The organism is Paracoccus yibinensis, from assembly GCF_030846195.1.
Classification (GTDB): domain Bacteria; phylum Pseudomonadota; class Alphaproteobacteria; order Rhodobacterales; family Rhodobacteraceae; genus Paracoccus; species Paracoccus yibinensis.
The window spans coordinates 350225-368849 of the sequence record NZ_JAVCWH010000001.1 but is presented as its reverse complement, the minus strand read 5'-3'; the positions used below and the strand labels follow the sequence as shown (position 1 = coordinate 368849).

Here is an 18625-nt window from a genome sequence, read left to right as displayed (position 1 = left end):
GATGGTGAGGGGAGAGTCCATGCCGGTGACGAAAGAGATCCGCTCCAGGACGATCGGCGGGACCATGAACCGGTCAGGCGCCCTGGCAATCGAGGCACGCAAGATCGGCCGCGACACCATGCTGTCGCAGATCGTCCAGCTTGTCGCAGAAGCACAGCGCTCGCGCGCCCCAATCCAGCGGCTTGCCGACCAAGTGTCAGGCTGGTTCGTGCCGGCGGTGATCGTCGTCGCCTTCATCGCCTTCATCGCATGGTCGATCTGGGGTCCCGAGACGCGGTTCTCCTTCGGTCTCGTTGCCGCCGCGTCCGTCCTGATCATCGCCTGTCCCTGTGCGTTCGGGCTCGCAACGCCCATGTCGATCATGGTCGGTGTAGGTCGTGGCGCCCAGGCTGGCGTCCTCATCCAGAAAGCCGAGGCGATGGAGCATATGGAAAAGATCAACACCATTGTCGACAAGACCGGAACACTGATCGAAGGGCGGCCCGCCGTCACCGCGATCGTTCCGGTCACTGGCAACGCCGAGGCCGAGGTGCTGCGCCTGGCCGAGAGCATCAAGCGAGCATCCGCTGGCGCTCGCCGTCGTTCGGGCCGCAGAGGAAGGAAAAATCGCACTCGCGCCGGTCGCGGACTTCGACTCCTCCACCGGAAAAGGCGCGCTCGGCTTTGTGGAAGGACGCCGCATCGCGCTTGGCAACGCAAAGTTCTTCCTTGCAGAGCAGGGGGTCGATGTCACGCCTCTGGCAGAGCAGGCCAATAGGTTGCGCCAGAACGGAGCGACGTCGATCTTCACGGGGGTCGATGGGCAGGTGGCCGCCATCTTTGCCATTGCGGACCCAGTCGAGGCATGGACGCCGAAGGCGCTTGCCGCACTGAAAGCGCGGGCCATTCCAGCTTATCGACAGCGACCAATCAGCGGATGCGAGGGGCCTGATTTCGAATTTTCACAATGCCATCTTCTCGCGGGTTTGCGCTCTGCAGTCGGCAAGTAACCTCGCCTTGCATCCGCCCTTACAATCGCCTATCGACGATTAACGAATTAGAGGCAGTGGATGCAGGACCAGGATCTCGAACTCTCCGAACTGGCCAAGGCACTTGCGCACCCCGCGCGGCTGCGTATCCTGCGACTCCTGCTGGCAACGCCCGGCTGTATTGGCGGCGAGATCGTGGATGCCGTGGGCCTGGCGCAATCCACGGTGTCTGAGCACCTGCGCATTCTCAAGACAGCAGGCGTCATCACTGGGGACATCGCCGGTCCACGCATTTGCTACGCACTCAACCCGGGCGCGCTTCAGCCTCTTGTCGCCTTCATCGACATGCTGACCCCACCTGTGGGTGACGTTTGCGGGGTGCCGGGCCGGGAAGAAACGTCATGAGCCTCTTTGAACGCTGGCTGACCCTCTGGGTCGCCTTGTGCATTCTTGCGGGCCTGATCTTGGGCAACATCGTGCCCGGTCTCTTTGCGGTTCTGGCCGGTCTGGAATATGCCTCGGTCAATCTGGTTGTCGCAATGCTGATCTGGGCCATGGTCTACCCGATGATGATCGCGATCGACTTCGGTTCGCTGAAGGATGTGGGGCGGCGCCCGAAGGGACTGGTCATCACACTGGCCATCAACTGGCTGATCAAGCCCTTCACCATGGCAGCACTTGGCGTGCTGTTCTTCAACCACCTCTTCGTCGGTCTGATCGATCCGGCGCGGGCACCCGAATACGTCGCGGGGCTGATCCTTCTGGGCGCTGCGCCATGCACGGCCATGGTGTTTGTCTGGTCGCAGCTGACCCGGGGCGATCCGAACTACACGCTGGTGCAGGTTTCGGTGAACGACCTGGTCATGGTGGTGGCCTTTGCGCCGATCGTGGCCTTCCTCTTGGGTGTGACCGAAATCAACGTGCCGTGGGAGACGCTGATCTTGTCGGTCGCGCTCTACATCGTCATCCCCCTGATTGCGGGGGCATTGACGCGGCGGGCGCTGATCGCCGGGGGTGGCAAGGTCGCGGTGTCGGACTTCACCGCCCGGGTCAAGCCTGTCTCGGTCTTGGGGCTGCTGTTCACCGTGGTGCTGCTCTTCGGGTTTCAAGGACAGGTGATCCTGGCGCAGCCCCTGCTGATCGGGCTGATCGCGATTCCGATCCTGATCCAGTCCTATGGCATCTTCGCGCTTGGTTATGCCTGGGCTTGGGCGTGGCGGCTGCCGCACAAGGTGGCGGCGCCCTGCGCGCTGATCGGGACATCGAACTTCTTCGAACTGGCGGTGGCCGTGGCCATCGGGCTCTTCGGCCTCAACTCCGGGGCGGCCCTTGCCACGGTCGTCGGCGTGCTGGTCGAGGTGCCGGTGATGCTGTCGCTGGTCGCCTTTGCTAACCGCACCCGTGACAGGTTTCCCGCATGACAGATACGCCCAATATCGACGACGCACTGTTTCCCGGTATCGACCCGGACCGACTGTTTGCCCGCGTCCCTGCCGCTCACCCGCCGCGCATCCTGCTGCTCTATGGCTCGCTCCGCGTCCGCAGCTTCTCGCGGCTGGCGGCCGAAGAGGCAGGACGCATCCTGACGCGTCTGGGCGCAGAGGTCCGGTTCTTCAACCCATCCGGCCTACCGCTCGTCGATGACGGTGTGGATGCCGCACATCCCAAGGTGCGCGAGTTGCGTGATCTGGTGGCCTGGTGCGAGGGAATGGTCTGGTCCTCGCCCGAACGCCATGGCGCGATGTCCGGCCTGTTGAAGACCCAGATCGACTGGATCCCGCTGTCGGAGGGTGCCGTGCGGCCGACCCAGGGCAAGGCGCTTGCCGTCATGCAGGTGTCCGGCGGCTCGCAGAGCTTCAACGCGGTGAACCAGATGCGCGTCCTGGGCCGCTGGATGCGGATGCTGACCATCCCCAACCAGTCCTCGGTCCCAAAGGCGTTTCAGGAGTTCGACGAGGCGGGGCGGATGCGCCCCTCGCCGCTTTACGACCGCATCGTCGACGTGATGGAGGAACTGATGAAGTTCACGCTGCTCACTCGCGACCGGGCCGACTACCTCGTGGACCGCTACTCCGAGCGCAAGGAAAACGCTGAGGCGCTGACGAAGCGGGTGAACCTGTCGGCCGCCACCTGAGGGATCAGGAGCCGCCCCCTGCGAGACGCGGCAGACACTCCTGCGAAGGCGACTTCAACCCTGTCTGGGTCCCGCGGCAGCATCGCGAGGCGCTTTCGCTGCATCGCAACACGCCGCAGAGCAGGCCTGTTCGCACAGGGCCTCGGGCAAGTACGTTGCCGCGATCAGCCCCGCACGGATCACCAAGTCTTCCGGGATGGTGTCGTAGGTTTGGCCTTCAACCTCCAGGGTGCGGCAATCCCTGTCGCCGCATTCGTTGCAACACCGGCTGCTGCCGGTCTGGCCACCAAGCCATTCATCCAGCGGCTTGCCCGAGATCAGCACCTGGTTCGATTGCAGCGGGTCCTGCAGGAACGCAGCCTGATCAATCCTCCGCTCTTCAAGCACGGGCTCAATTCCCAGGGGCTCCAGAGCCGTGCGAAGCTGCGCAACGGCGCGCCTGACCTCGTTGCCCGTGGCATGGCACCGGGGACAGGTCGTGCCCCGCGTGCCGACCAGCCGCTGCCAGACAATCGGGAGTGTGCGCATCTTGTGGCCCTCATCATCATGGGCTGCCCTGCAGGCAGCCGGTTCCGAAACAGCAGCGCCCCTTGACGCCGGGCGGGTGCAGGCGTCCCCTTTCCTCAGAGCAGCTTTCCTATTTCTTCGGCAGTCAGCACCTTGCCGGTCGAAAGGACCTTTTCGTCGACCACCAGACCGGGCGTCGACATCACGCCATAGGCAGCGATCTGGGCTATGTCGGTGACCTTGACGATCTCGGCCTCCTTGCCCACCGCTGCAGCGGCGGTTTTGGCGTTTTCCCCGAGGGCTATGCATTTCTTGCAGCCAGATCCGAGGATCTTGATGATCATGGCAGGTCTCCTGTCAGATGAACCAGTGGGTGATTTCGTTGAAGGCAAAGCCGATGGTCAGGATGCCCGTGCTGACCACGCCGATGAAGGTCAACAGGAGCGGCATTCTCACCACACGCTTGAGCATGATCATCGAGGGCAGGGACAGCGCCGTCACCGCCATCATGAAGGCCAGCACCGTGCCCAGCCCCACGCCCTTTCCGACAAGCGCCTCGGCGATCGGCAGGGTGCCGAAGATGTCGGCATACATGGGGATGCCGACCACGGTGGCCAGCGGCACGGCCCACCACTTGTCCTGGCCCAGCAGGGCCGTGATGGTGTCTTGCGGGATCCAGTTGTGGATCGCGGCCCCGATGCCGATACCGATCAGCACATAGGGCCAGACCCGGTGGATGATCTCGGCCACCTGATCGCGGGCATAGGCCACCCGCTGCCGGCGGGTCATCGTTTCGACGTTCCCGGAAACAGGAACCGTCCGCACGAAGTCGGCAACCTGGTTCTTCATTCCCAGCTTCCCGATGACCGTGCCGCCAAGGACCGCCACAGCCAGCCCGACTGCCACATAGGCCAGGGCGGTGGGCCAGTTGAAGATCGAGGCGAGCAGGATCACCGAGGCCAGGTCTACGAGGGGCGAGGAGATCAGAAAGGAAAAGGTGATCGCCAGCGGCAATCCCGCGGCCGTGAAGCCGATGAAGAGCGGGATTGACGAGCAGGAGCAAAAGGGAGTCAACGTGCCCAGCAGTGCGGCAAGGACATTTGCCCCAAGGCCAGAGCGTCCACCCAGCATGGCCCGTGTCCGTTCGGGCGGAAAGTGGCTTTGCACATAGGAGATGGCAAAGATCAGCACTGACAGCAGCAGGAAGATCTTGATCACGTCATAGACGAAGAACTGCACCGACCCGCCAAGCCGCGAAGCGGGGTCAAGGCCGATGCCGGCTACCCCCTGGCCAACCAGATCATTGAGCCAGGTCATCCGCAGGAACTGGTCGTTGATCCACCCGAAGACACTCATGCCTCAGTCTCCTGGGCAACCGGCGCGAGGTGACCAGGGTTCAGACAGGGCGCCGAAGGCGCGTCTCGCCGGATCACCAGCGACCGGAGCTGCGTCATGACCTGCATATGCCGCCTGATCCGGCTCCGGGTCGCGAAGGTCGGATCAAGCACGGCCCTCAGGATCGTCACGATCATTCCCTATGCTCTTCAGATATCGCCACACGCGCATCTGCGCACATTCAGTGGCTCGCCGCCTTGATCCTGATCAGTCTTCGGAAGGGGGTCGCAGCCAAAGTGTCACCAAAGCTTCACTGGACACAGAAACAGATTTCCGCAAATCAGGAACTATGGAAAACAAACATGCCACTCTTGCTTTTGCCACTCTTGGCCATCCCGACCGCTTAGCCGTGTTCCGCCTGCTGATGCGCTTCGCGCCCCGAGGCGTGCGCCCGACAGAGATTGCCGAGGCGCTCGGGTTGAAGCAGAACACGCTGTCCCATCACCTTTCCGACCTCACCGCCTCCGGCCTGGTGCAGGTCGAGCGTCAGGGGCGATCGCTGTTCTACGCAGTCGATCTGGGTACGGCCGAGGGGCTGATCGGCTACCTCGCCCTCGATGTGGGCCGGGCCCGGCCCGACCTTCTTGCCCCCTTGCTGACCTCTCGAAAGGACGCTGCCATGCGCGATACCGTGTTCAACGTGCTGTTCATCTGCTCGGGCAACTCCGCCCGTTCGATCTTTGCCGAGGCGCTGCTGCGCGATCTGGGCCGCGGCAAGTTTCAGGCCCTCTCGGCCGGCACGCAGCCTGGCACCGCGCTCAACCCCTTCGCCCTGGATGTCCTGGCGCGCAACGGCCACGACACCGTCGGGCTGCGCTCCAAGCACGTCTCGGAATTCCAGCAGCCGGACGCGCCGGTGATGGATTTCGTCTTCACCGTTTGCGACACGGCAGCGGCCGAGGAGTGCCCGCCCTGGCCGGGCCAGCCGATCACCGGGCACTGGGGGCTGCCGGACCCTGCAAAGGCCACTGGTTCGGATGCGGGAAAGGCGCTTGCCTTCACGCAAACCTACGCGGCACTGCGCCGCCGGGTGGAAGCGTTCGTTGAACTGCCCTTCGCCAGCCTGAGCCGGATGTCCCTGCAAGCCCATGTCGACGCCATCGGCACCGAACTTCCCGTGAAAGGCTGACCCCATGCCGCGCATCGCCCTGAACGGCCTTGGCCGCATCGGAAAACTTGTCCTGCGCGACCTGATCGACACCGGTGCCGCTGGCGAGATCGTGCTTCTGAACGATCCGAGGGGTAATGCCGAACAGCACGCGCTGCTGATGGAGTTCGACTCGGTCCATGGCCGCTGGCGCACGCCGGTCAGCCATCAGGAGGACGCGCTTGTGCTGGATGGCCGCGCCATCCGCCTGACGCATGAGAAGACCATCGAGGCGCTGCCGCTGGCCGAGTTGGGCGTCGATCTGGTGATCGACTGCACCGGCGTGTTCAAGACCGCTGCCAAGGTGGCACCCTATTACGCGGCCGGCGTGAAGAAGGTGGTCGTCAGCGCGCCGGTCAAGGATAGGGGCGCGCTGAACTTGGTCTATGGGGTGAACCACGATCTTTACGACGGCTCTCAGACGCTGATCACGGCGGCCTCCTGCACCACGAATTGCCTGGCCCCGGTGGTGAAGGTGATCCACGAAGCGCTTGGCATCCGCCACGGCTCGATCACGACCATCCACGATGTCACCAACACACAGACCATCGTGGACCGCCCCGCCAAGGACATGCGCCGGGCGCGGTCGGCCCTGATGAACCTGATCCCCACGACAACGGGCAGCGCCACGGCGATCACGCTGATCTATCCCGAACTCAAGGGCCGCCTGAACGGCCATGCGGTGCGGGTGCCGCTTCTGAACGCTTCGCTGACCGACTGCGTGTTCGAGGTGGAGCGGGCAACAACGGCCGAGGAGGTGAACGCCCTGTTCGCCGCCGCGGCCGAGGGGCCGCTGAAAGGCATCCTCGGCTATGAGACGCGGCCGCTGGTGTCCTGCGACTTCACCAACGATCCGCGCTCGTCGATCATCGACGGGCCTTCCACGATGGTGATCGACGGAACGCAGGTGAAGATCTACGCTTGGTATGACAACGAATGGGGCTATGCCTGCCGGTTGGCCGACATCGTGCGCATGGTCGCGGGGGCGTTGTGAGCACCGCCGTGAGCCGGGCTGCCCCACCGCCCAATCCCTTGCGCGCCTACGCGGCCGTGACGGCGGCCTACTGGGCCTTCATGCTGTCGGACGGCGCCCTGCGGATGCTGGTGCTGCTGCACTTCAACACGCTGGGCTTCACGCCCGTGCAACTGGCTTGGCTGTTCCTGCTTTACGAGATCGCGGGTATCGTCACCAACCTGGCCGCCGGCTGGCTGGCCGCCCGGTTCGGGTTGGCTGCGACGCTTTATGGCGGGTTGGCGCTGCAGATCGGGGCGTTAGCCGCACTGGCGCAACTGGACCCCGGATGGGGTGTCGCGGCATCTGGCGCTTTTGTCATGGCAGTGCAGGGCGTGTCGGGGGTGGCCAAGGATCTGGCCAAGATGTCGTCGAAATCCGCCGTCAAGCTTCTGGCGCCGCAGGGGAACGGTGGGCTGTTCCGATGGGTTGCGGCGCTGACCGGGTCGAAGAACGCGGTCAAGGGCCTGGGCTTCTTCGTCGGCGCGGCGCTGCTGGCCTTCGCCGGGTTCCAGGGGGCGGTCTGGGGCATGGCCGGGATGCTGTCCCTGATCCTGATTGCGGTCGTCCTGTTCCTGCCCGCAGGCCTGCCCGGCCGCATGAAGTCCGACGAGGCTTGGAGCGGCTGGCGGTCGAACGACACACGCGTCAACCGCCTCAGCCTTGCGCGCATGTTTCTCTTCGGCGCCCGCGATGTCTGGTTCGTCGTGGGCGTGCCGGTCTATTTCCAGTCGGTGCTCTCGGACGGCACTGTCGAGGGGCGGCGCGAGGCGTTCTTCCTGATCGGCAGCTTCCTTGCGGTCTGGCTCATCGCCTATGGCGCCGTGCAGGCCTTTGCCCCGCGCCTTCTGGGGGGCAAGGGTCAGCCCGAGACCGAGACGACCCGCAAGGCGATCTTCTGGTCTGGCTTGCTGGTGCCGATCCCGTTCCTGCTGGCGGGGGCGGCATGGACCTCGGGCGGGCCGTCGGTCTGGCTGACGGGGACGCTGATCACCGGGCTTCTGGCTTTCGGTTTTGTCTTCGCCGTCAACTCTTCGGTCCATTCCTACCTGATCCTCGCCTTCGGATCGGCGGAACGGATCACGCGGGACGTGGGCTTTTACTACATGGCCAATGCGGCGGGGCGCCTGCTCGGCACGCTGCTGTCGGGACTCAGCTACCAGCTTGGCGGGTTGCCGCTATGCCTCGTCACCGCCGGGGTGATGGCGCTTGCCAGTTGGCTCGCCGCGCGGCGGCTCAGTTCCGTCTGAGGAAGAAAAGTGCCAGCGTCGCCATAAGGCCTATCGCCGCCGTCAACCAGATCGCCGAGGCGCCCCAGCCTGTCAAAGCCGCGCCAAACAGCAATGGCGCCGCTGCCTGGAGCACGCGCGCAGGCGCATTCAGCCAGCCAAGGCGCGCGCCATAGCCTGCCGCTCCGAACAGCGCGAGGGGCAGCGTTCCCTTGGCGATGGTCAGGATACCATTGCCCGCCCCATGGAGTATGGCAAAGGCATAGGCCGCAGGTCCGCCGAAGGTCGTCAGGCAGATCGCCGCAATCGGGTGGGAAAACGCCGCCAGCCGGGCCGAAGCCAGCGGATGGAACCGGCGCAGAAGCCCGAATTCGATCATCCGTGCCGCGACCTGTGCCGGGCCGATCAGGGCGCCCGCTGCAATCGAAACCGCCGGGCTGGCTCCCGATGCCTGCAACAGGCCCGGCAGATGGGCCGCCATGGCAGTGGAGTTGAACCAAGTGGCCGCAAAGACGAAGGCCAGCAGGCACAAGGCAAGGCGAGGTGGCGGTGGACCCTCGGGTTCTGCCGGCGCCGATGCGGTGATCCGTGCCGTCCCCTTGGGCAAAAGTGCGTTCAGCGGCAGTGCGACGCCCAGGTGGATCAGCGCCCATCCCAGGCAGGCCTCGCGCCAGCCCCAGGTGGCCAGCATAAGCCCGGACAGGGGCCAGCCCACAGTGCTGGCAAATCCGGCGATCAGGGTGATGCCGGTGATCGGGCCGCGCGCGGCACGGCCATAGATGCCGGCCAGCGCGGCAAAGGCAGCCTCATAAAGCCCCATCCCCATGCCCAGCCCCACGACCGCCCATCCCAGGAACAGAACCGCTGGCGACGGCGCCACGGCCAGCAGAGCCAGGCCAGCGGCAAAGACGAGGTTCGACAACATCAGCACGCCCCGCCCGCCGATCCGGTCGATCCGCGCACCTGCCCAGGGACCAATGATCGCCGAGACGATCATCGCCATGGAGAAGGCGCCGAAGACCCAGACCGTCGACAAGCCAAAGCTGGCCGCCATTGGTGCCGCCAGAACCGCAGGGATGTAATAGCTGGCGGCCCAGCCAATGGTCTGCGCCGTGCCAAGGCAGGTCACGACCGCGCCCCGCCTGGCCGGCGATAGTCTCAACAGCATACGGCGACTTTCGCGGACTTAACCAAGGTGCCGCAGCCGCAGCCCGACGCGCCGCCGTCCTTGGCCGCTTCGTCTTCGGCACAGCAGGCATCGGCACGCGTCCGGGCCGGGCCGCCGCAGCAGGTGGTGGTGACTGCCTTTGCGGCCCGTGAACCGGGGTTGCTGCAAACGCTGATCTCCGGCAGGACAAGCTCTGTCCGGGCGGCGGCTTCGGGATCCCCTGCAATGGCAGTGACGATCGAGCGGACCTGCTCATGTCCGGTGGCCAACAGGAACGTCGGCACCCGGCCATAGGACGTCATTCCGGCAATGTAGAACCCCGGCTCTGGATGTGCCAGTTCTGCGGCGCCATGCGGATGCACCGTTCCGCAGGAGTGGAGGTTCGGGTCGATCAGGGGGGCCAGAGCGGGCGGGCATTCCAGCGCCGGGCCGAGCGCGACCCGAAGCTCGCGCAGGAACGACAGGTCAGGACAAAAGCCGGTCGCGATGATCAACTCATCCACCTCGATGACCCCGCCATCCGATACGGCCATCAGCGGGGTGGTCCCTTAGACGGCGGCAAGATGAAACCCGCTTTTCAAGCCGAATGCCGCCGCCGTCCACCGACCTCGCCATGCCGGTGCCGAGCACACCGCGGGCCGCGAGCCGGTCCGCCGCGCCGCCGCCCCGTGCCCGAGTTGTCGTGGAAGCGCGGCAAAGCCAGATTGGCGACGTGCCGGACAGGTTCGACAGCGCGATCAGCGTCCCCATGGCGGAATGGCCGCCACCCAGCACCGCGACCCGCTTGCCCCCACGGCGCGCCTGTTCCTGTCCTGTGACGTCCGGCATGCCGTACCCGAATCGGAGATGGCCCAACTCGCCCGGCACAGGACGGCCGGCACCGCCGGGGTTCGGCTGGAACCAGGTGCCGGTTGCGTCTGTCACCGCATCGGCACCATTCCGCGCCTCGCCCGTTGCGCCTTCGGTGTCGATCATGAACGGCGTTGTGCCGTGGCCCGCATTGTTGACCTTGTCGATCCCCTCCCGGGAGACCGCCACGATATGGCGTTCAAAGCGCAGCCAGGGGGCAAGCGTTTGACCGAGCGGTTGGAGGTAGTCCTCCACCAGCTCTGCGCCAGTCGGATACGCCTCGGGATCGGGCGCTTGCCAGCGCGCATGCTCCAGCCGCCGCGCTGCCGCCGCGCGAATACTGGATCGCCAGTTCGAGAACATCGGCACATGACCCCAGGCCCGCACGGAATGACCGACCTCAGCGCCCTGTTCCAGGATCAGCGGCCGCATCCCGCGTTCCAGCACATGCGCCGCCGCTGCCAGCCCGACCGGTCCCGCGCCAAGAATGGCAACTGTCCTTGTCATCACACATCCCCCTTTATGTTAGGAATATCGAGATGTGGTGCGCGCAAGGGCATGGGTCAGGTCCTTGGGGCGCAGGCATCGGCGCAGCATTCCGTCGCCAGATCGTCGATCAGCCCGCGCATGACAGGATAGTTCGTCCGGCAGATCAGGGAGGTGCCAACCCGCTCCTGCTGGATCAGTTCAACCTGAACCAGGGCGCGGCAATGGTGAGACAGGGTCGAGGCCGGGATGCCTAGCCCTTCCTGAATCTGTCCCACCGACAGCCCCGGATCGCCGGCCCGGACAAGCAGCCGGTAAAGTCGTAGCCGTGTTGGATTGCCAAGCGCAGCAAGGCGGGAGGCGGCCACATCGATATCCATGAAGAACTCCTTAAACAATATTACTAGAATAATCGAAATAATTGGTCAACCGTTGAGCGCCAAGGGCACGAGGATTCCGCACCGTCGGCGTGGTTCAATAATCCGTCTCCAGAAGGCAGGAGCGCAGGGGAGCCGGTCAGAGCCACGCCTACGGCGAGCAAGTGGGAAGTCAGAGTGTCCCTGCCATCAGTAGCTCATGTCATTTAACTTACCCATCAGGGAAGGCCGCTTTGAGAGGAGCATCTCGCTGCACCTGCCTATGTCGCGCGACCGTTAGCCTTTGCGGTGGCGATAAGGAATGCGACATGAGAACAGGATCGGCCGCTCTGTCATGACCGGCGAAGAGCGCATTCTTGCAGGTCAAGGAAATCGGCCTGATCAGGTTTTCGATACTGTTGGAGTCGATCTCGACGCGGCCGTCGCCCAGGAAGGTTTTGGCGCGAAAGTTTCATCCTCAAGGACTTGGTGCCAGCCAATCCGGGCAGTCGTCGAACGAAAAAGACAGCGGGAAAGGCTGGTGATCTCCTCAAATCAAAGCCTGATCACCGAGCATGAATTTAGGTTTCCTTGGGCAAACATTGCGATCGACAAACCTAGAGCCGCCGATTTTCTTCCAAGATCCTGATTTTAATGGCGCACCCGAAGGGATTCGAACCCCTGGCCTCTGCCTTCGGAGGGCAGCGCTCTATCCAGCTGAGCTACGGGTGCCTGGGGCGGTGATAACCGCAGCGGGGGCGGGGCGCAACGGCGAAAACGATATGGGGCCGTCAGCCCGCGCAGATCTGTTGCAGGGCCAGCCACTGCTCGTCGGTCAGAAGCGGTCGGGCAGGGGGTGCATCGCGGAACGGATCGCCCTCGATCAGGGGGATCACCGATTGCCCCGTCGGGTCGATGGTCCGGGCATAGGGCTCCGCCGGGATGCCGCGTTCCGCCAAGGCTGCCAGAAGATCGGCGTCGGCAGGGCGGGGCGCCGGGTCCCGCAGCATCGCCGCGCCAAAGCCTTGCATCGCGTCACCCGGCAAATGGCCCAGCGTCATCAGCCCCAAGGAGGCCAGCAGCCCTGCATGATGCACGGCAGCATGCCGCAAATCTTCGTCGGCGGTGGCGAGTTGGGCCGCGATCAGATGCGCGGCTGCGGCCTCGGGACCAGGGGCGGTTTGCAGAAGGTCGCTGCCCATGACGTAGACCTGGCCCGGCAGGCGGCGAGCGCCCCCGACAGGGCCGGGGACGACACGGATCGCGGCGTCGGCGCCAAGCAGTTGCGGCGCCAGCCAGTCCAGCACCGCCTGACCCGAGTCGCGCCGGCAGACCGCACCCGCTTCCTGTTCCAGATCGGCCAGGATCGCCATGCCCAGGTCGCGTGCCTGGGCGGGTGGCGCGATTCGGGCAGCATGGGTGACCAGGGCCCCGGGAAGCCAGAAGACCAGCCACCCCAGGCCAGCCAGAATCGCCAGCACGATCAGCCCGCTGCGCAGCCGCCCCGTGTGGGCGCGATGGCTGGCGACGGCACCCTGGACGCGGGTGATCGCCTGGATCATCAGCGGATCGTCGATGGCCACGGTTTCATCGGCACCCTCGATGCCGGGGGCATAGATCGCGGGCATGTCGCCGGGGTTCAACTGGACCACGGCAGGCAGCGACCAATGGGACAATGGCCGGTCGGTCCTGGGGTCGGACAGGACCAGCGTCGCCTCGCCGACGGAGACGATCACCTCGCGCAACGGCGCATCGGGCGCAGAGCGCCACGAGCCTTGGGCTTCGAGCCGTTGAAAATCCGTAAGCGCGGTCATCTTGTCTGATCTGCAAGCCTGCCTTGGACCATAGCGACCGCGCCCGGCAGGTCAATCGCGCCCGCCAGTCCGCGGCGGGACGCCCGACTACTACAGTGCGGTGTCGGGCACCCTCATGCCCTTGTCGCGGGCCAGGACGCGCATCCGGTCCTGCAGCTTCTCGAAGGCGCGCACCTCGATCTGGCGGATGCGTTCGCGCGACACGTCATAGCGCGACGACAGATCCTCCAGCGTCAGGGGATCGTCGCGCAGGCGACGTTCGATCAGGATATCCTTTTCACGGTCGTTCAGCACGTCCATGGCCTGCATCAGCATCTGGCGGCGGGTATCCAGCTCCTCGGATTCGGCAAAGGCTTCGGCCTGATTGGCGTCCTCGTCCTCCAGCCAGTCCTGCCACTGGGACGCGGATTCGCCCTCGCCGCTGCCGACTGTGGCGTTCAGCGACGCGTCCCCGCCCGACAGGCGGCGGTTCATGTCGATGACTTCCTGTTCCGTCACATTCAGGTCGTTGGCGATCTGGGCGACGTTTTCGGGGCGAAGATCGCCTTCCTCCAGCGCGCCGATGCGCGACTTGGCCTTGCGCAGGTTGAAGAACAGCTTCTTCTGCGCGCTCGTGGTGCCCATCTTGACCAGGGACCAGGACCGCAGGATGTATTCCTGGATCGATGCCCGGATCCACCACATCGCATAGGTCGCCAGTCGGAAGCCCCGTTCGGGATCGAACCGCTTGACGGCCTGCATCAGGCCCACGTTGGCTTCGGAAATCACCTCGGCCTGGGGCAACCCGTATCCGCGGTAACCCATGGCGATCTTGGCCGCCAAGCGCAGGTGGGACGTCACCAGCCTGTGCGCAGCCTCGCTGTCCTGGTGATCGGCCCAGGCCTTTGCCAGCATGTATTCCTCTTCCGGCTCCAGCAGGGGAAACTTACGGATCTCCTGCAGATAGCGGTTCAGCCCCTGTTCGGGGCTTGGGGCGGGAAGATTTCCATAATTTGCCATGTTGTGGCCTTTCGCAGCTATGCGGGGAACGCAACCTGCAAGTGCAGGGTTCCGGCTTGCCGTTGCAACCCCAGGCGACGCTTGTGGTATCATTCTGTTTTGAAAACGTGAACGGACCAGTGGCGGCGCTTCACGATTGCGTCATGACACGGCCCGCAGCCGGTCCAGCAGACCTTGAATGTCATCCGGCAAGGGGCTGTCGAATGACAGCGGCTGTCCGCTGACGGGGTGATCGAAACCCAGATGGGCGGCGTGCAGCGCCTGGCGTGGAAAGGCCGCGATATCGGCGGCGACCGGCCCCAGCGTCTTGATGGAGGCCCGTCGCGCCCCGCCATAAACCTGGTCACCGATCAGCCCCAATCCCGCATGGGCCATGTGGACCCTGATCTGATGGGTCCGGCCGGTTTCCAGACGGCACTCCACCAGCATCGCGGAGGGAGGATTGCCAAACCGTTCCAGCATCCGCGCCCGCGTCACCGCGTGCCGGCCCTTGTCGAAATAGACCGCCTGCCGCTGCCTGTCCGTCGCATGGCGCGTCAGGCGCGAGGTGATCTTCAGCACTCCGCCGTCCTCGAAGCTGACGCCGGGCGTGCCGCGCAACCGGGCATCCGCCCCGTCGATCACCCCATGGGCCAGCGCCAGATACCGGCGTTGTGCCGTATGCGATTCGAACTGGGCGGCCAGACCGTGATGGGCGCGGTCGGACTTGGCGACCACCAACAGGCCCGACGTGTCCTTGTCGATCCGATGCACGATGCCCGGCCGCCTTTCGCCGCCGATCCCGGACAGCGTGTCGCCGCAATGGGCCAGCAGCGCGTTGACCAGCGTGCCGTTTGGCGATCCCGGTGCGGGGTGGACGACCATGCCTGCGGGCTTGTCGATCACGATCAGGTCGTCGTCCTCGAAGGCGATAACCAGGGGGATCGCCTCGGGGCGGGTTTCCACGGGTTCGGGTTCGGGAACGTGGATCAGATAGTCCTGCCCCTCGGCCACGCGGGCCTTGCCGTCACGGACCACGCCATCGGGACCGCTGACCGCGCCATCCGCGATCAGCCGCGCCAGGCGCGACCGCGACAGGGCCGCCGCCTCTGGCACCGCAAGGGCAAGCGCCTTATCAAGACGGTCTGGCGGATTGGCCGGGATGGTGACGACAAGGTTCGACATGGATCAGGATGATAGCGACTGGAAAACGGCTGCGAAAGCGGTGCCGGAACTGCGGCTGCTGCGCTGGCTGGTGACAGGGCTGGCCCTGGTCATGGGCCTGGGCATGATCGCCATCGTCGCGCTGCTGTGGCTGCGCCTGGGCCAGCCGACGCTTCCCGATCTGCCGGATGCAATCGCGTTGCCGGATGGCGCGCAGGCCCAGGCCGTCACCTTCGCCCGCGACTGGATCGTCGTCGTCACAGACGCGGGCGAGGTGCTGCTGTTTGACCGTTCCGGCGCGCTGCGCGACCGGGTTCAGCCCTGACGGCCCGCCTGCATCGCGTCCAGCCGGGCCTTCAACTCGGCATTCTCGGTCCGGGCCTTGATCGCCATCTCGCGCACGGCCTCGAACTCCTCTCGGGTCACGAAGTCGCGATCCGCCAGCCAGCGGTCGATCCACCCCTTCATCGCGGTTTCAGCCTCGGACTTGGCGCCGTGGGCCACGCCCATGGCATTGGTCATCAGCTTCGAGATGTCGTCAAAGAACTTGTTTTGCGTGGTCATTTGGCCTTCGCCCCTGATGCGTCGTTGCCGTCCTATATGGGCCGGACGGCCGCGGGGTTCAATGCGGGCGATGCTGCGAATGCACGTTGCCGCCACGTGGGGGCGTGTTGACACGGCGTTCCCGCTGACTAGCGTGCGCGGCGCAGAAGCCGAGGCCCCATGATCCCTTTTCCGAATATCGCCCCTGAGATCTTTACCATCCATCTGGGCGGATTGACCCTGTCGCTGCGGTGGTATGCCCTTGCCTATCTCGCAGGGCTGCTGATCGGCTGGCGGATCATCGTGGCGATGATGCGGCGCGACCGCATCTGGGGCGACCGCGCGCCGATGGCTGCCGACCGGGTGGACGACCTGCTGACCTGGGTGATCCTGGGCGTGATCCTTGGCGGCCGCCTGGGCTTCGTGCTGTTCTACGAGCCGGGCTTCTACCTTGCCAACCCGGCCGAGATCATCAAGGTCTGGCAGGGCGGCATGAGCTTCCACGGCGGCTTCGCGGGGGTGATCGTTGCGACCTGGGCCTTCTGCCGCGCGAACGGCATTCCGACCCTGCGGCTGGCCGACGCCATGGCGGTGGTTGCGCCCATCGGCCTCTTCTTCGGGCGCATCGCGAACTTCATCAACGCCGAACTGTGGGGCCGCCCTATGGACTTGCCCTGGGGCGTCATCTTCCCGGGCGAGGCCGCGCAGACCTGCCCCGGCGTGGTCGGTCCCTGCGCCCGCCACCCCAGCCAGCTTTACGAGGCGGGGCTTGAAGGGCTGCTGCTGGGCCTGATCCTGTTCGCACTGGTCCGCAGCGGCGGCCTGCGCCGTCCGGGGTTGGCCTTTGGTGTCTTTCTGGCCGGATACGGGCTGGCGCGGATGTTCGTGGAACTGTTTCGCGTGGCCGATGTGCAGTTCATCACCCCCGACAACCCGCTGGGCCATGTCGTTGGCGGTCCGGTGATCGGGCTGACCATGGGCCAGCTTCTGTCGCTGCCGATGGTGCTGGTCGGGCTGTTCTTCATTGGGCGCGCGATGCGCCGCCCGGCCGTGGCTGCCCCCGCATGACGCCCCTGGCCGAAATCATCGCAGTGCGCATTCGGGCCACGGGGCCGATCACGCTGGCCGATTACATGGAAATCTGCCTGCTGCATCCGCGATACGGCTACTATGCCACGCGCGATCCCTTCGGCGTCCAGGGCGATTTCACCACCGCGCCCGAGATCCACCAGATGTTCGGGGAACTGTGCGGCCTGGCCCTGGCCCAGGCCTGGATGGACCAGGGCAGCCCCGCGCCCTTCACCCTGGCCGAGATCGGGCCGGGGCGCGGCACGCTGATGGCCGACATGCTGCGCGCGATCCGCAAGGCGCCCGGCATGGGTGAGGCGGTGGAAGTCGCGCTGATCGAGGCTTCCCCGCATCTGCGGCAGATCCAGCGGGACAGGCTTGGGGCAGTAGCGCATCTCGACACTGTCGAGGAACTGCCAGAGAAGCCCTTGTTCCTGATGGCGAACGAGTTTTTCGACGCCCTGCCGATCCGGCAATACCAGCGCATTCCCGACGGCTGGTGCGAACGCATGGTCGGCCTGGCGGATGAAGGCCTGCGCCTTGGCCTCGGCCCCGTGGTGCAGTTGCCCCGCGATGGCCAGCCCGGCGACGTGGTCGAGGAATGTCCCGCCGCGCCCGCCATTGTCGAGGGCATCGCCCGCCGCATCGCCGGCCATGGCGGGGCGGCGATCTTCGTCGATTACGGCGGCTGGAACGGGTATGGCGACACCTTCCAGGCCCTGCGCAACCACGCCCCCGAGGATCCGCTGGCATGTCCGGGCGAGGCCGACCTGACCGCCCATGTCGATTTCGCGCCGCTTGCCGCGGCGGCGATCCGGGCGGGGGCGGTCGCCTCTCGTCCCATCCACCAGGGGGACTGGCTTCTGTCGCTGGGCGCGGCGCAGCGGGCGGAACGGCTGGCTGCGGCGGGCGACGGGGGCGCGATGGCGGCGCTTCGGCGCTTGACCCACCCGGACGAAATGGGTCACCTGTTCAAGGCCATGGCCATCTGGCCGAAAGGGGCGCCCCCGGTGCCCGGATTTGACGCGCTGAGGCTTCATGCAGACCACGCTTGAGATCCTGACACATCCCCTTCTTCGCGATGTCCGCCATGGGTTCTTCACCCGCAAGGGCGGGGCTTCATCGGGTCTGTTCGCGGGTCTGAACTGCGGCCGCAGGTCTACCGACCAGACCGAGGTGGTGGCCTTGAACCGCGCCCGCGTCGCAACTGCCATGGGCGTGCCTGCGAATGCGCTGGCGACGGTGAAGCAGGTCCATTCGGCGGACGTTGTCACCCTGACCGAAGCCGACGACATCCCAACCATTGCCGGCACCGAGGCCGACGGCATCGTCACCGCCCGCCGCGATGTCGCCCTTGCGGTGCTGACGGCGGATTGCCAGCCGATCCTGTTGGCCGATGCGCAGGCGGGCGTGATCGGTGCTTGCCATGCCGGCTGGCGCGGCGCGCTGGACGGCATCATCGAGGCAACGGTCGAGGCCATGCGCGCCATTGGCGCCACCAGCATCCGCGCGGTGATCGGCCCCACCATCAGCCAGCGGGCCTATGAGGTCGGGCCTGACTTCATGGACAGCTTTCTGGCCGAGGATCCGGCTTACGACCGCTTCTTCAGCGGCGGGCCGAACGGGCGCCCGATGTTCGACCTGCCGTCCTTTGGCCTGATGCGGCTGCGCGATGCGGGGGTCGAGGCCGAATGGTCCGGCCACTGCACCTATTCAGACCCCGACAAGTTCTTCAGCTATCGCCGCGCCACGCACGAGAGCAAGGCCGATTACGGCAGGCTGATCTCGGCCATCACGCTGTGACCCG

23 protein-coding genes, 1 tRNA gene and 1 pseudogene are annotated in these 18625 nt (G+C 65.5%); 12 read left to right on the top strand and 13 right to left on the bottom strand.

The genetic code is table 11. The features are described from left to right. Nucleotide 1: 1 nt before the first annotated feature. The 5 genes from RAH32_RS21465 to arsH are packed head-to-tail and all read left to right on the top strand — an operon-like array spanning nucleotide 2 to nucleotide 3102. Nucleotides 2-757: an HAD-IC family P-type ATPase gene (locus RAH32_RS21465; RefSeq protein WP_373429659.1), complete on the top strand. Its 756-nt coding sequence runs from the start codon at nucleotides 2-4 to the stop codon at nucleotides 755-757. Then, the gene (locus RAH32_RS01900) at nucleotides 666-989 is read left to right on the top strand and encodes a hypothetical protein (RefSeq protein WP_373429663.1); all 324 of its coding nucleotides are present in this window, start codon (nucleotides 666-668) and stop codon (nucleotides 987-989) included. The genes RAH32_RS21465 and RAH32_RS01900 overlap by 92 nt, the downstream gene beginning before the upstream one ends. A 60-nt stretch (nucleotides 990-1049) precedes the next feature. After that, on the top strand, nucleotides 1050-1373 hold the full coding sequence (locus RAH32_RS01895) for an ArsR/SmtB family transcription factor (protein ID WP_306604619.1): 324 nt from the start codon (nucleotides 1050-1052) through the stop codon (nucleotides 1371-1373). Then, a complete protein-coding gene (gene arsB, locus RAH32_RS01890) occupies nucleotides 1370-2389 on the top strand; it encodes an ACR3 family arsenite efflux transporter (protein ID WP_306604617.1) in 1020 nt (339 codons plus the stop codon). Before RAH32_RS01895 ends, arsB begins: the two co-directional genes overlap by 4 nt. Next, complete coding sequence (gene arsH, locus RAH32_RS01885) at nucleotides 2386-3102, top strand: arsenical resistance protein ArsH (protein ID WP_306604615.1); 717 nt, start codon at nucleotides 2386-2388, stop codon at nucleotides 3100-3102. The genes arsB and arsH overlap by 4 nt, the downstream gene beginning before the upstream one ends. A 54-nt stretch (nucleotides 3103-3156) precedes the next feature. Here the strand turns inward: arsH and RAH32_RS01880 are convergent, their stop codons facing one another. The 3 genes from RAH32_RS01880 to RAH32_RS01870 form a co-directional block, all read right to left on the bottom strand. Beyond that, on the bottom strand, nucleotides 3157-3630 hold the full coding sequence (locus tag RAH32_RS01880; RefSeq protein WP_306604613.1) for a DUF2703 domain-containing protein: 474 nt from the start codon (nucleotides 3628-3630) through the stop codon (nucleotides 3157-3159). 95 nt (nucleotides 3631-3725) lie between these two features. Continuing rightward, complete coding sequence (locus RAH32_RS01875) at nucleotides 3726-3953, bottom strand: thioredoxin family protein (RefSeq protein WP_306604612.1); 228 nt, start codon at nucleotides 3951-3953, stop codon at nucleotides 3726-3728. Between the two features lie 13 nt (nucleotides 3954-3966). Then, complete coding sequence (locus RAH32_RS01870; protein WP_306604610.1) at nucleotides 3967-4965, bottom strand: permease; 999 nt, start codon at nucleotides 4963-4965, stop codon at nucleotides 3967-3969. Nucleotides 4966-5293: 328 nt separating this feature from the next. Between RAH32_RS01870 and RAH32_RS01865 the strand changes: the two genes are divergently transcribed. The 3 genes from RAH32_RS01865 (at nucleotide 5294) to arsJ (ending at nucleotide 8413) form a co-directional block, all read left to right on the top strand. Continuing rightward, on the top strand, nucleotides 5294-6133 hold the full coding sequence (locus tag RAH32_RS01865; RefSeq protein WP_306605196.1) for a metalloregulator ArsR/SmtB family transcription factor: 840 nt from the start codon (nucleotides 5294-5296) through the stop codon (nucleotides 6131-6133). Nucleotides 6134-6137: 4 nt separating this feature from the next. Next, nucleotides 6138-7145, top strand: a complete 1008-nt coding sequence (locus RAH32_RS01860; RefSeq protein WP_306604608.1) for an ArsJ-associated glyceraldehyde-3-phosphate dehydrogenase — start codon at nucleotides 6138-6140, stop codon at nucleotides 7143-7145. Between the two features lie 80 nt (nucleotides 7146-7225). Further along, nucleotides 7226-8413 (top strand): organoarsenical effux MFS transporter ArsJ, encoded by a 1188-nt coding sequence (arsJ, locus tag RAH32_RS01855; protein WP_373429657.1) that lies wholly within the window; start codon nucleotides 7226-7228, stop codon nucleotides 8411-8413. Here arsJ and RAH32_RS01850 read toward each other — a convergent pair. The 9 genes and pseudogenes from RAH32_RS01850 to RAH32_RS01810 all read right to left on the bottom strand — a co-directional run bounded on the left by RAH32_RS01850 (nucleotide 8400) and on the right by RAH32_RS01810 (nucleotide 15228). Then, complete coding sequence (locus RAH32_RS01850; RefSeq protein WP_306604604.1) at nucleotides 8400-9521, bottom strand: MFS transporter; 1122 nt, start codon at nucleotides 9519-9521, stop codon at nucleotides 8400-8402. The two genes, arsJ and RAH32_RS01850, sit on opposite strands and share 14 nt — an antisense overlap. Before the next feature lie 29 nt (nucleotides 9522-9550). Next, nucleotides 9551-10093 (bottom strand): NAD(P)/FAD-dependent oxidoreductase, encoded by a 543-nt coding sequence (locus tag RAH32_RS01845; RefSeq protein WP_306604602.1) that lies wholly within the window; start codon nucleotides 10091-10093, stop codon nucleotides 9551-9553. After that, a complete protein-coding gene (locus tag RAH32_RS01840) occupies nucleotides 10056-10916 on the bottom strand; it encodes an FAD-binding protein (protein ID WP_306604600.1) in 861 nt (286 codons plus the stop codon). Before RAH32_RS01840 ends, RAH32_RS01845 begins: the two co-directional genes overlap by 38 nt. Before the next feature lie 56 nt (nucleotides 10917-10972). After that, nucleotides 10973-11275 carry an ArsR/SmtB family transcription factor gene (locus RAH32_RS01835; protein WP_306604597.1) on the bottom strand — a complete coding sequence of 101 codons (303 nt, stop codon included), beginning with the start codon at nucleotides 11273-11275 and terminating at the stop codon, nucleotides 10973-10975. 316 nt (nucleotides 11276-11591) lie between these two features. Next, nucleotides 11592-11705, bottom strand: a pseudogene (locus tag RAH32_RS01830) (IS66 family transposase); the annotation flags it as partial. A 201-nt stretch (nucleotides 11706-11906) separates the two neighbouring features. Beyond that, nucleotides 11907-11983 (bottom strand) — tRNA-Arg (locus RAH32_RS01825). A 59-nt stretch (nucleotides 11984-12042) separates the two neighbouring features. Further along, nucleotides 12043-13065: a hypothetical protein gene (locus RAH32_RS01820; RefSeq protein WP_306604596.1), complete on the bottom strand. Its 1023-nt coding sequence runs from the start codon at nucleotides 13063-13065 to the stop codon at nucleotides 12043-12045. Nucleotides 13066-13155: 90 nt separating this feature from the next. After that, entirely contained in the window at nucleotides 13156-14064 is a 909-nt protein-coding gene (gene rpoH / locus RAH32_RS01815; RefSeq protein ID WP_103172871.1) for an RNA polymerase sigma factor RpoH, read from the bottom strand. A 141-nt stretch (nucleotides 14065-14205) separates the two neighbouring features. Then, nucleotides 14206-15228 (bottom strand): RluA family pseudouridine synthase, encoded by a 1023-nt coding sequence (locus tag RAH32_RS01810; RefSeq protein ID WP_306604592.1) that lies wholly within the window; start codon nucleotides 15226-15228, stop codon nucleotides 14206-14208. On the opposite strand from RAH32_RS01810, the gene RAH32_RS01805 reads away from it, so the two are divergent. Next, on the top strand, nucleotides 15227-15532 hold the full coding sequence (locus tag RAH32_RS01805) for a DUF6476 family protein (RefSeq protein WP_306604591.1): 306 nt from the start codon (nucleotides 15227-15229) through the stop codon (nucleotides 15530-15532). The two genes, RAH32_RS01810 and RAH32_RS01805, sit on opposite strands and share 2 nt — an antisense overlap. Here the strand turns inward: RAH32_RS01805 and RAH32_RS01800 are convergent. After that, on the bottom strand, nucleotides 15523-15771 hold the full coding sequence (locus RAH32_RS01800; RefSeq protein WP_234855465.1) for an accessory factor UbiK family protein: 249 nt from the start codon (nucleotides 15769-15771) through the stop codon (nucleotides 15523-15525). The genes RAH32_RS01805 and RAH32_RS01800 overlap by 10 nt on opposite strands. 159 nt (nucleotides 15772-15930) lie before the next feature. On the opposite strand from RAH32_RS01800, the gene lgt reads away from it, so the two are divergent. Genes lgt through pgeF form a run of 3 tightly spaced genes read left to right on the top strand, consistent with a single transcriptional unit; the run spans nucleotide 15931 to nucleotide 18621 of the window. Continuing rightward, nucleotides 15931-16818, top strand: a complete 888-nt coding sequence (gene lgt, locus RAH32_RS01795) for a prolipoprotein diacylglyceryl transferase (RefSeq protein ID WP_306604588.1) — start codon at nucleotides 15931-15933, stop codon at nucleotides 16816-16818. Further along, entirely contained in the window at nucleotides 16815-17873 is a 1059-nt protein-coding gene (locus RAH32_RS01790) for a class I SAM-dependent methyltransferase (RefSeq protein ID WP_306604586.1), read from the top strand. The genes lgt and RAH32_RS01790 overlap by 4 nt, the downstream gene beginning before the upstream one ends. Continuing rightward, nucleotides 17857-18621, top strand: coding sequence for a peptidoglycan editing factor PgeF (gene pgeF / locus RAH32_RS01785; RefSeq protein ID WP_306604584.1), 765 nt, complete (start codon nucleotides 17857-17859; stop codon nucleotides 18619-18621). Before RAH32_RS01790 ends, pgeF begins: the two co-directional genes overlap by 17 nt. Nucleotides 18622-18625 lie beyond the last annotated feature (4 nt).

Bases quoted from the DNA above. Each gene is read 5' to 3' on its own strand.
- RAH32_RS01870 (WP_306604610.1), bottom strand. From the start codon at position 4,965: ATGAGTGTCTTCGGGTGGATCAACGACCAGTTCCTGCGGATGACCTGG.
- RAH32_RS01800 (WP_234855465.1), bottom strand. From the start codon at position 15,771: ATGACCACGCAAAACAAGTTCTTTGACGACATCTCGAAGCTGATGACC.
- RAH32_RS01835 (WP_306604597.1), bottom strand. From the start codon at position 11,275: ATGGATATCGATGTGGCCGCCTCCCGCCTTGCTGCGCTTGGCAATCCA.
- arsB (WP_306604617.1), top strand. From the start codon at position 1,370: ATGAGCCTCTTTGAACGCTGGCTGACCCTCTGGGTCGCCTTGTGCATT.
- RAH32_RS01790 (WP_306604586.1), top strand. From the start codon at position 16,815: ATGACGCCCCTGGCCGAAATCATCGCAGTGCGCATTCGGGCCACGGGG.
- RAH32_RS21465 (WP_373429659.1), top strand. From the start codon at position 2: ATGGTGAGGGGAGAGTCCATGCCGGTGACGAAAGAGATCCGCTCCAGG.
- RAH32_RS01805 (WP_306604591.1), top strand. From the start codon at position 15,227: ATGGATCAGGATGATAGCGACTGGAAAACGGCTGCGAAAGCGGTGCCG.
- RAH32_RS01840 (WP_306604600.1), bottom strand. From the start codon at position 10,916: ATGACAAGGACAGTTGCCATTCTTGGCGCGGGACCGGTCGGGCTGGCA.
- lgt (WP_306604588.1), top strand. From the start codon at position 15,931: ATGATCCCTTTTCCGAATATCGCCCCTGAGATCTTTACCATCCATCTG.
- RAH32_RS01820 (WP_306604596.1), bottom strand. From the start codon at position 13,065: ATGACCGCGCTTACGGATTTTCAACGGCTCGAAGCCCAAGGCTCGTGG.
- arsJ (WP_373429657.1), top strand. From the start codon at position 7,226: ATGCTGTCGGACGGCGCCCTGCGGATGCTGGTGCTGCTGCACTTCAAC.
- RAH32_RS01810 (WP_306604592.1), bottom strand. From the start codon at position 15,228: ATGTCGAACCTTGTCGTCACCATCCCGGCCAATCCGCCAGACCGTCTT.
- RAH32_RS01895 (WP_306604619.1), top strand. From the start codon at position 1,050: ATGCAGGACCAGGATCTCGAACTCTCCGAACTGGCCAAGGCACTTGCG.
- RAH32_RS01880 (WP_306604613.1), bottom strand. From the start codon at position 3,630: ATGCGCACACTCCCGATTGTCTGGCAGCGGCTGGTCGGCACGCGGGGC.
- RAH32_RS01845 (WP_306604602.1), bottom strand. From the start codon at position 10,093: ATGGCCGTATCGGATGGCGGGGTCATCGAGGTGGATGAGTTGATCATC.
- RAH32_RS01860 (WP_306604608.1), top strand. From the start codon at position 6,138: ATGCCGCGCATCGCCCTGAACGGCCTTGGCCGCATCGGAAAACTTGTC.
- rpoH (WP_103172871.1), bottom strand. From the start codon at position 14,064: ATGGCAAATTATGGAAATCTTCCCGCCCCAAGCCCCGAACAGGGGCTG.
- RAH32_RS01875 (WP_306604612.1), bottom strand. From the start codon at position 3,953: ATGATCATCAAGATCCTCGGATCTGGCTGCAAGAAATGCATAGCCCTC.
- RAH32_RS01865 (WP_306605196.1), top strand. From the start codon at position 5,294: ATGGAAAACAAACATGCCACTCTTGCTTTTGCCACTCTTGGCCATCCC.
- pgeF (WP_306604584.1), top strand. From the start codon at position 17,857: ATGCAGACCACGCTTGAGATCCTGACACATCCCCTTCTTCGCGATGTC.
- arsH (WP_306604615.1), top strand. From the start codon at position 2,386: ATGACAGATACGCCCAATATCGACGACGCACTGTTTCCCGGTATCGAC.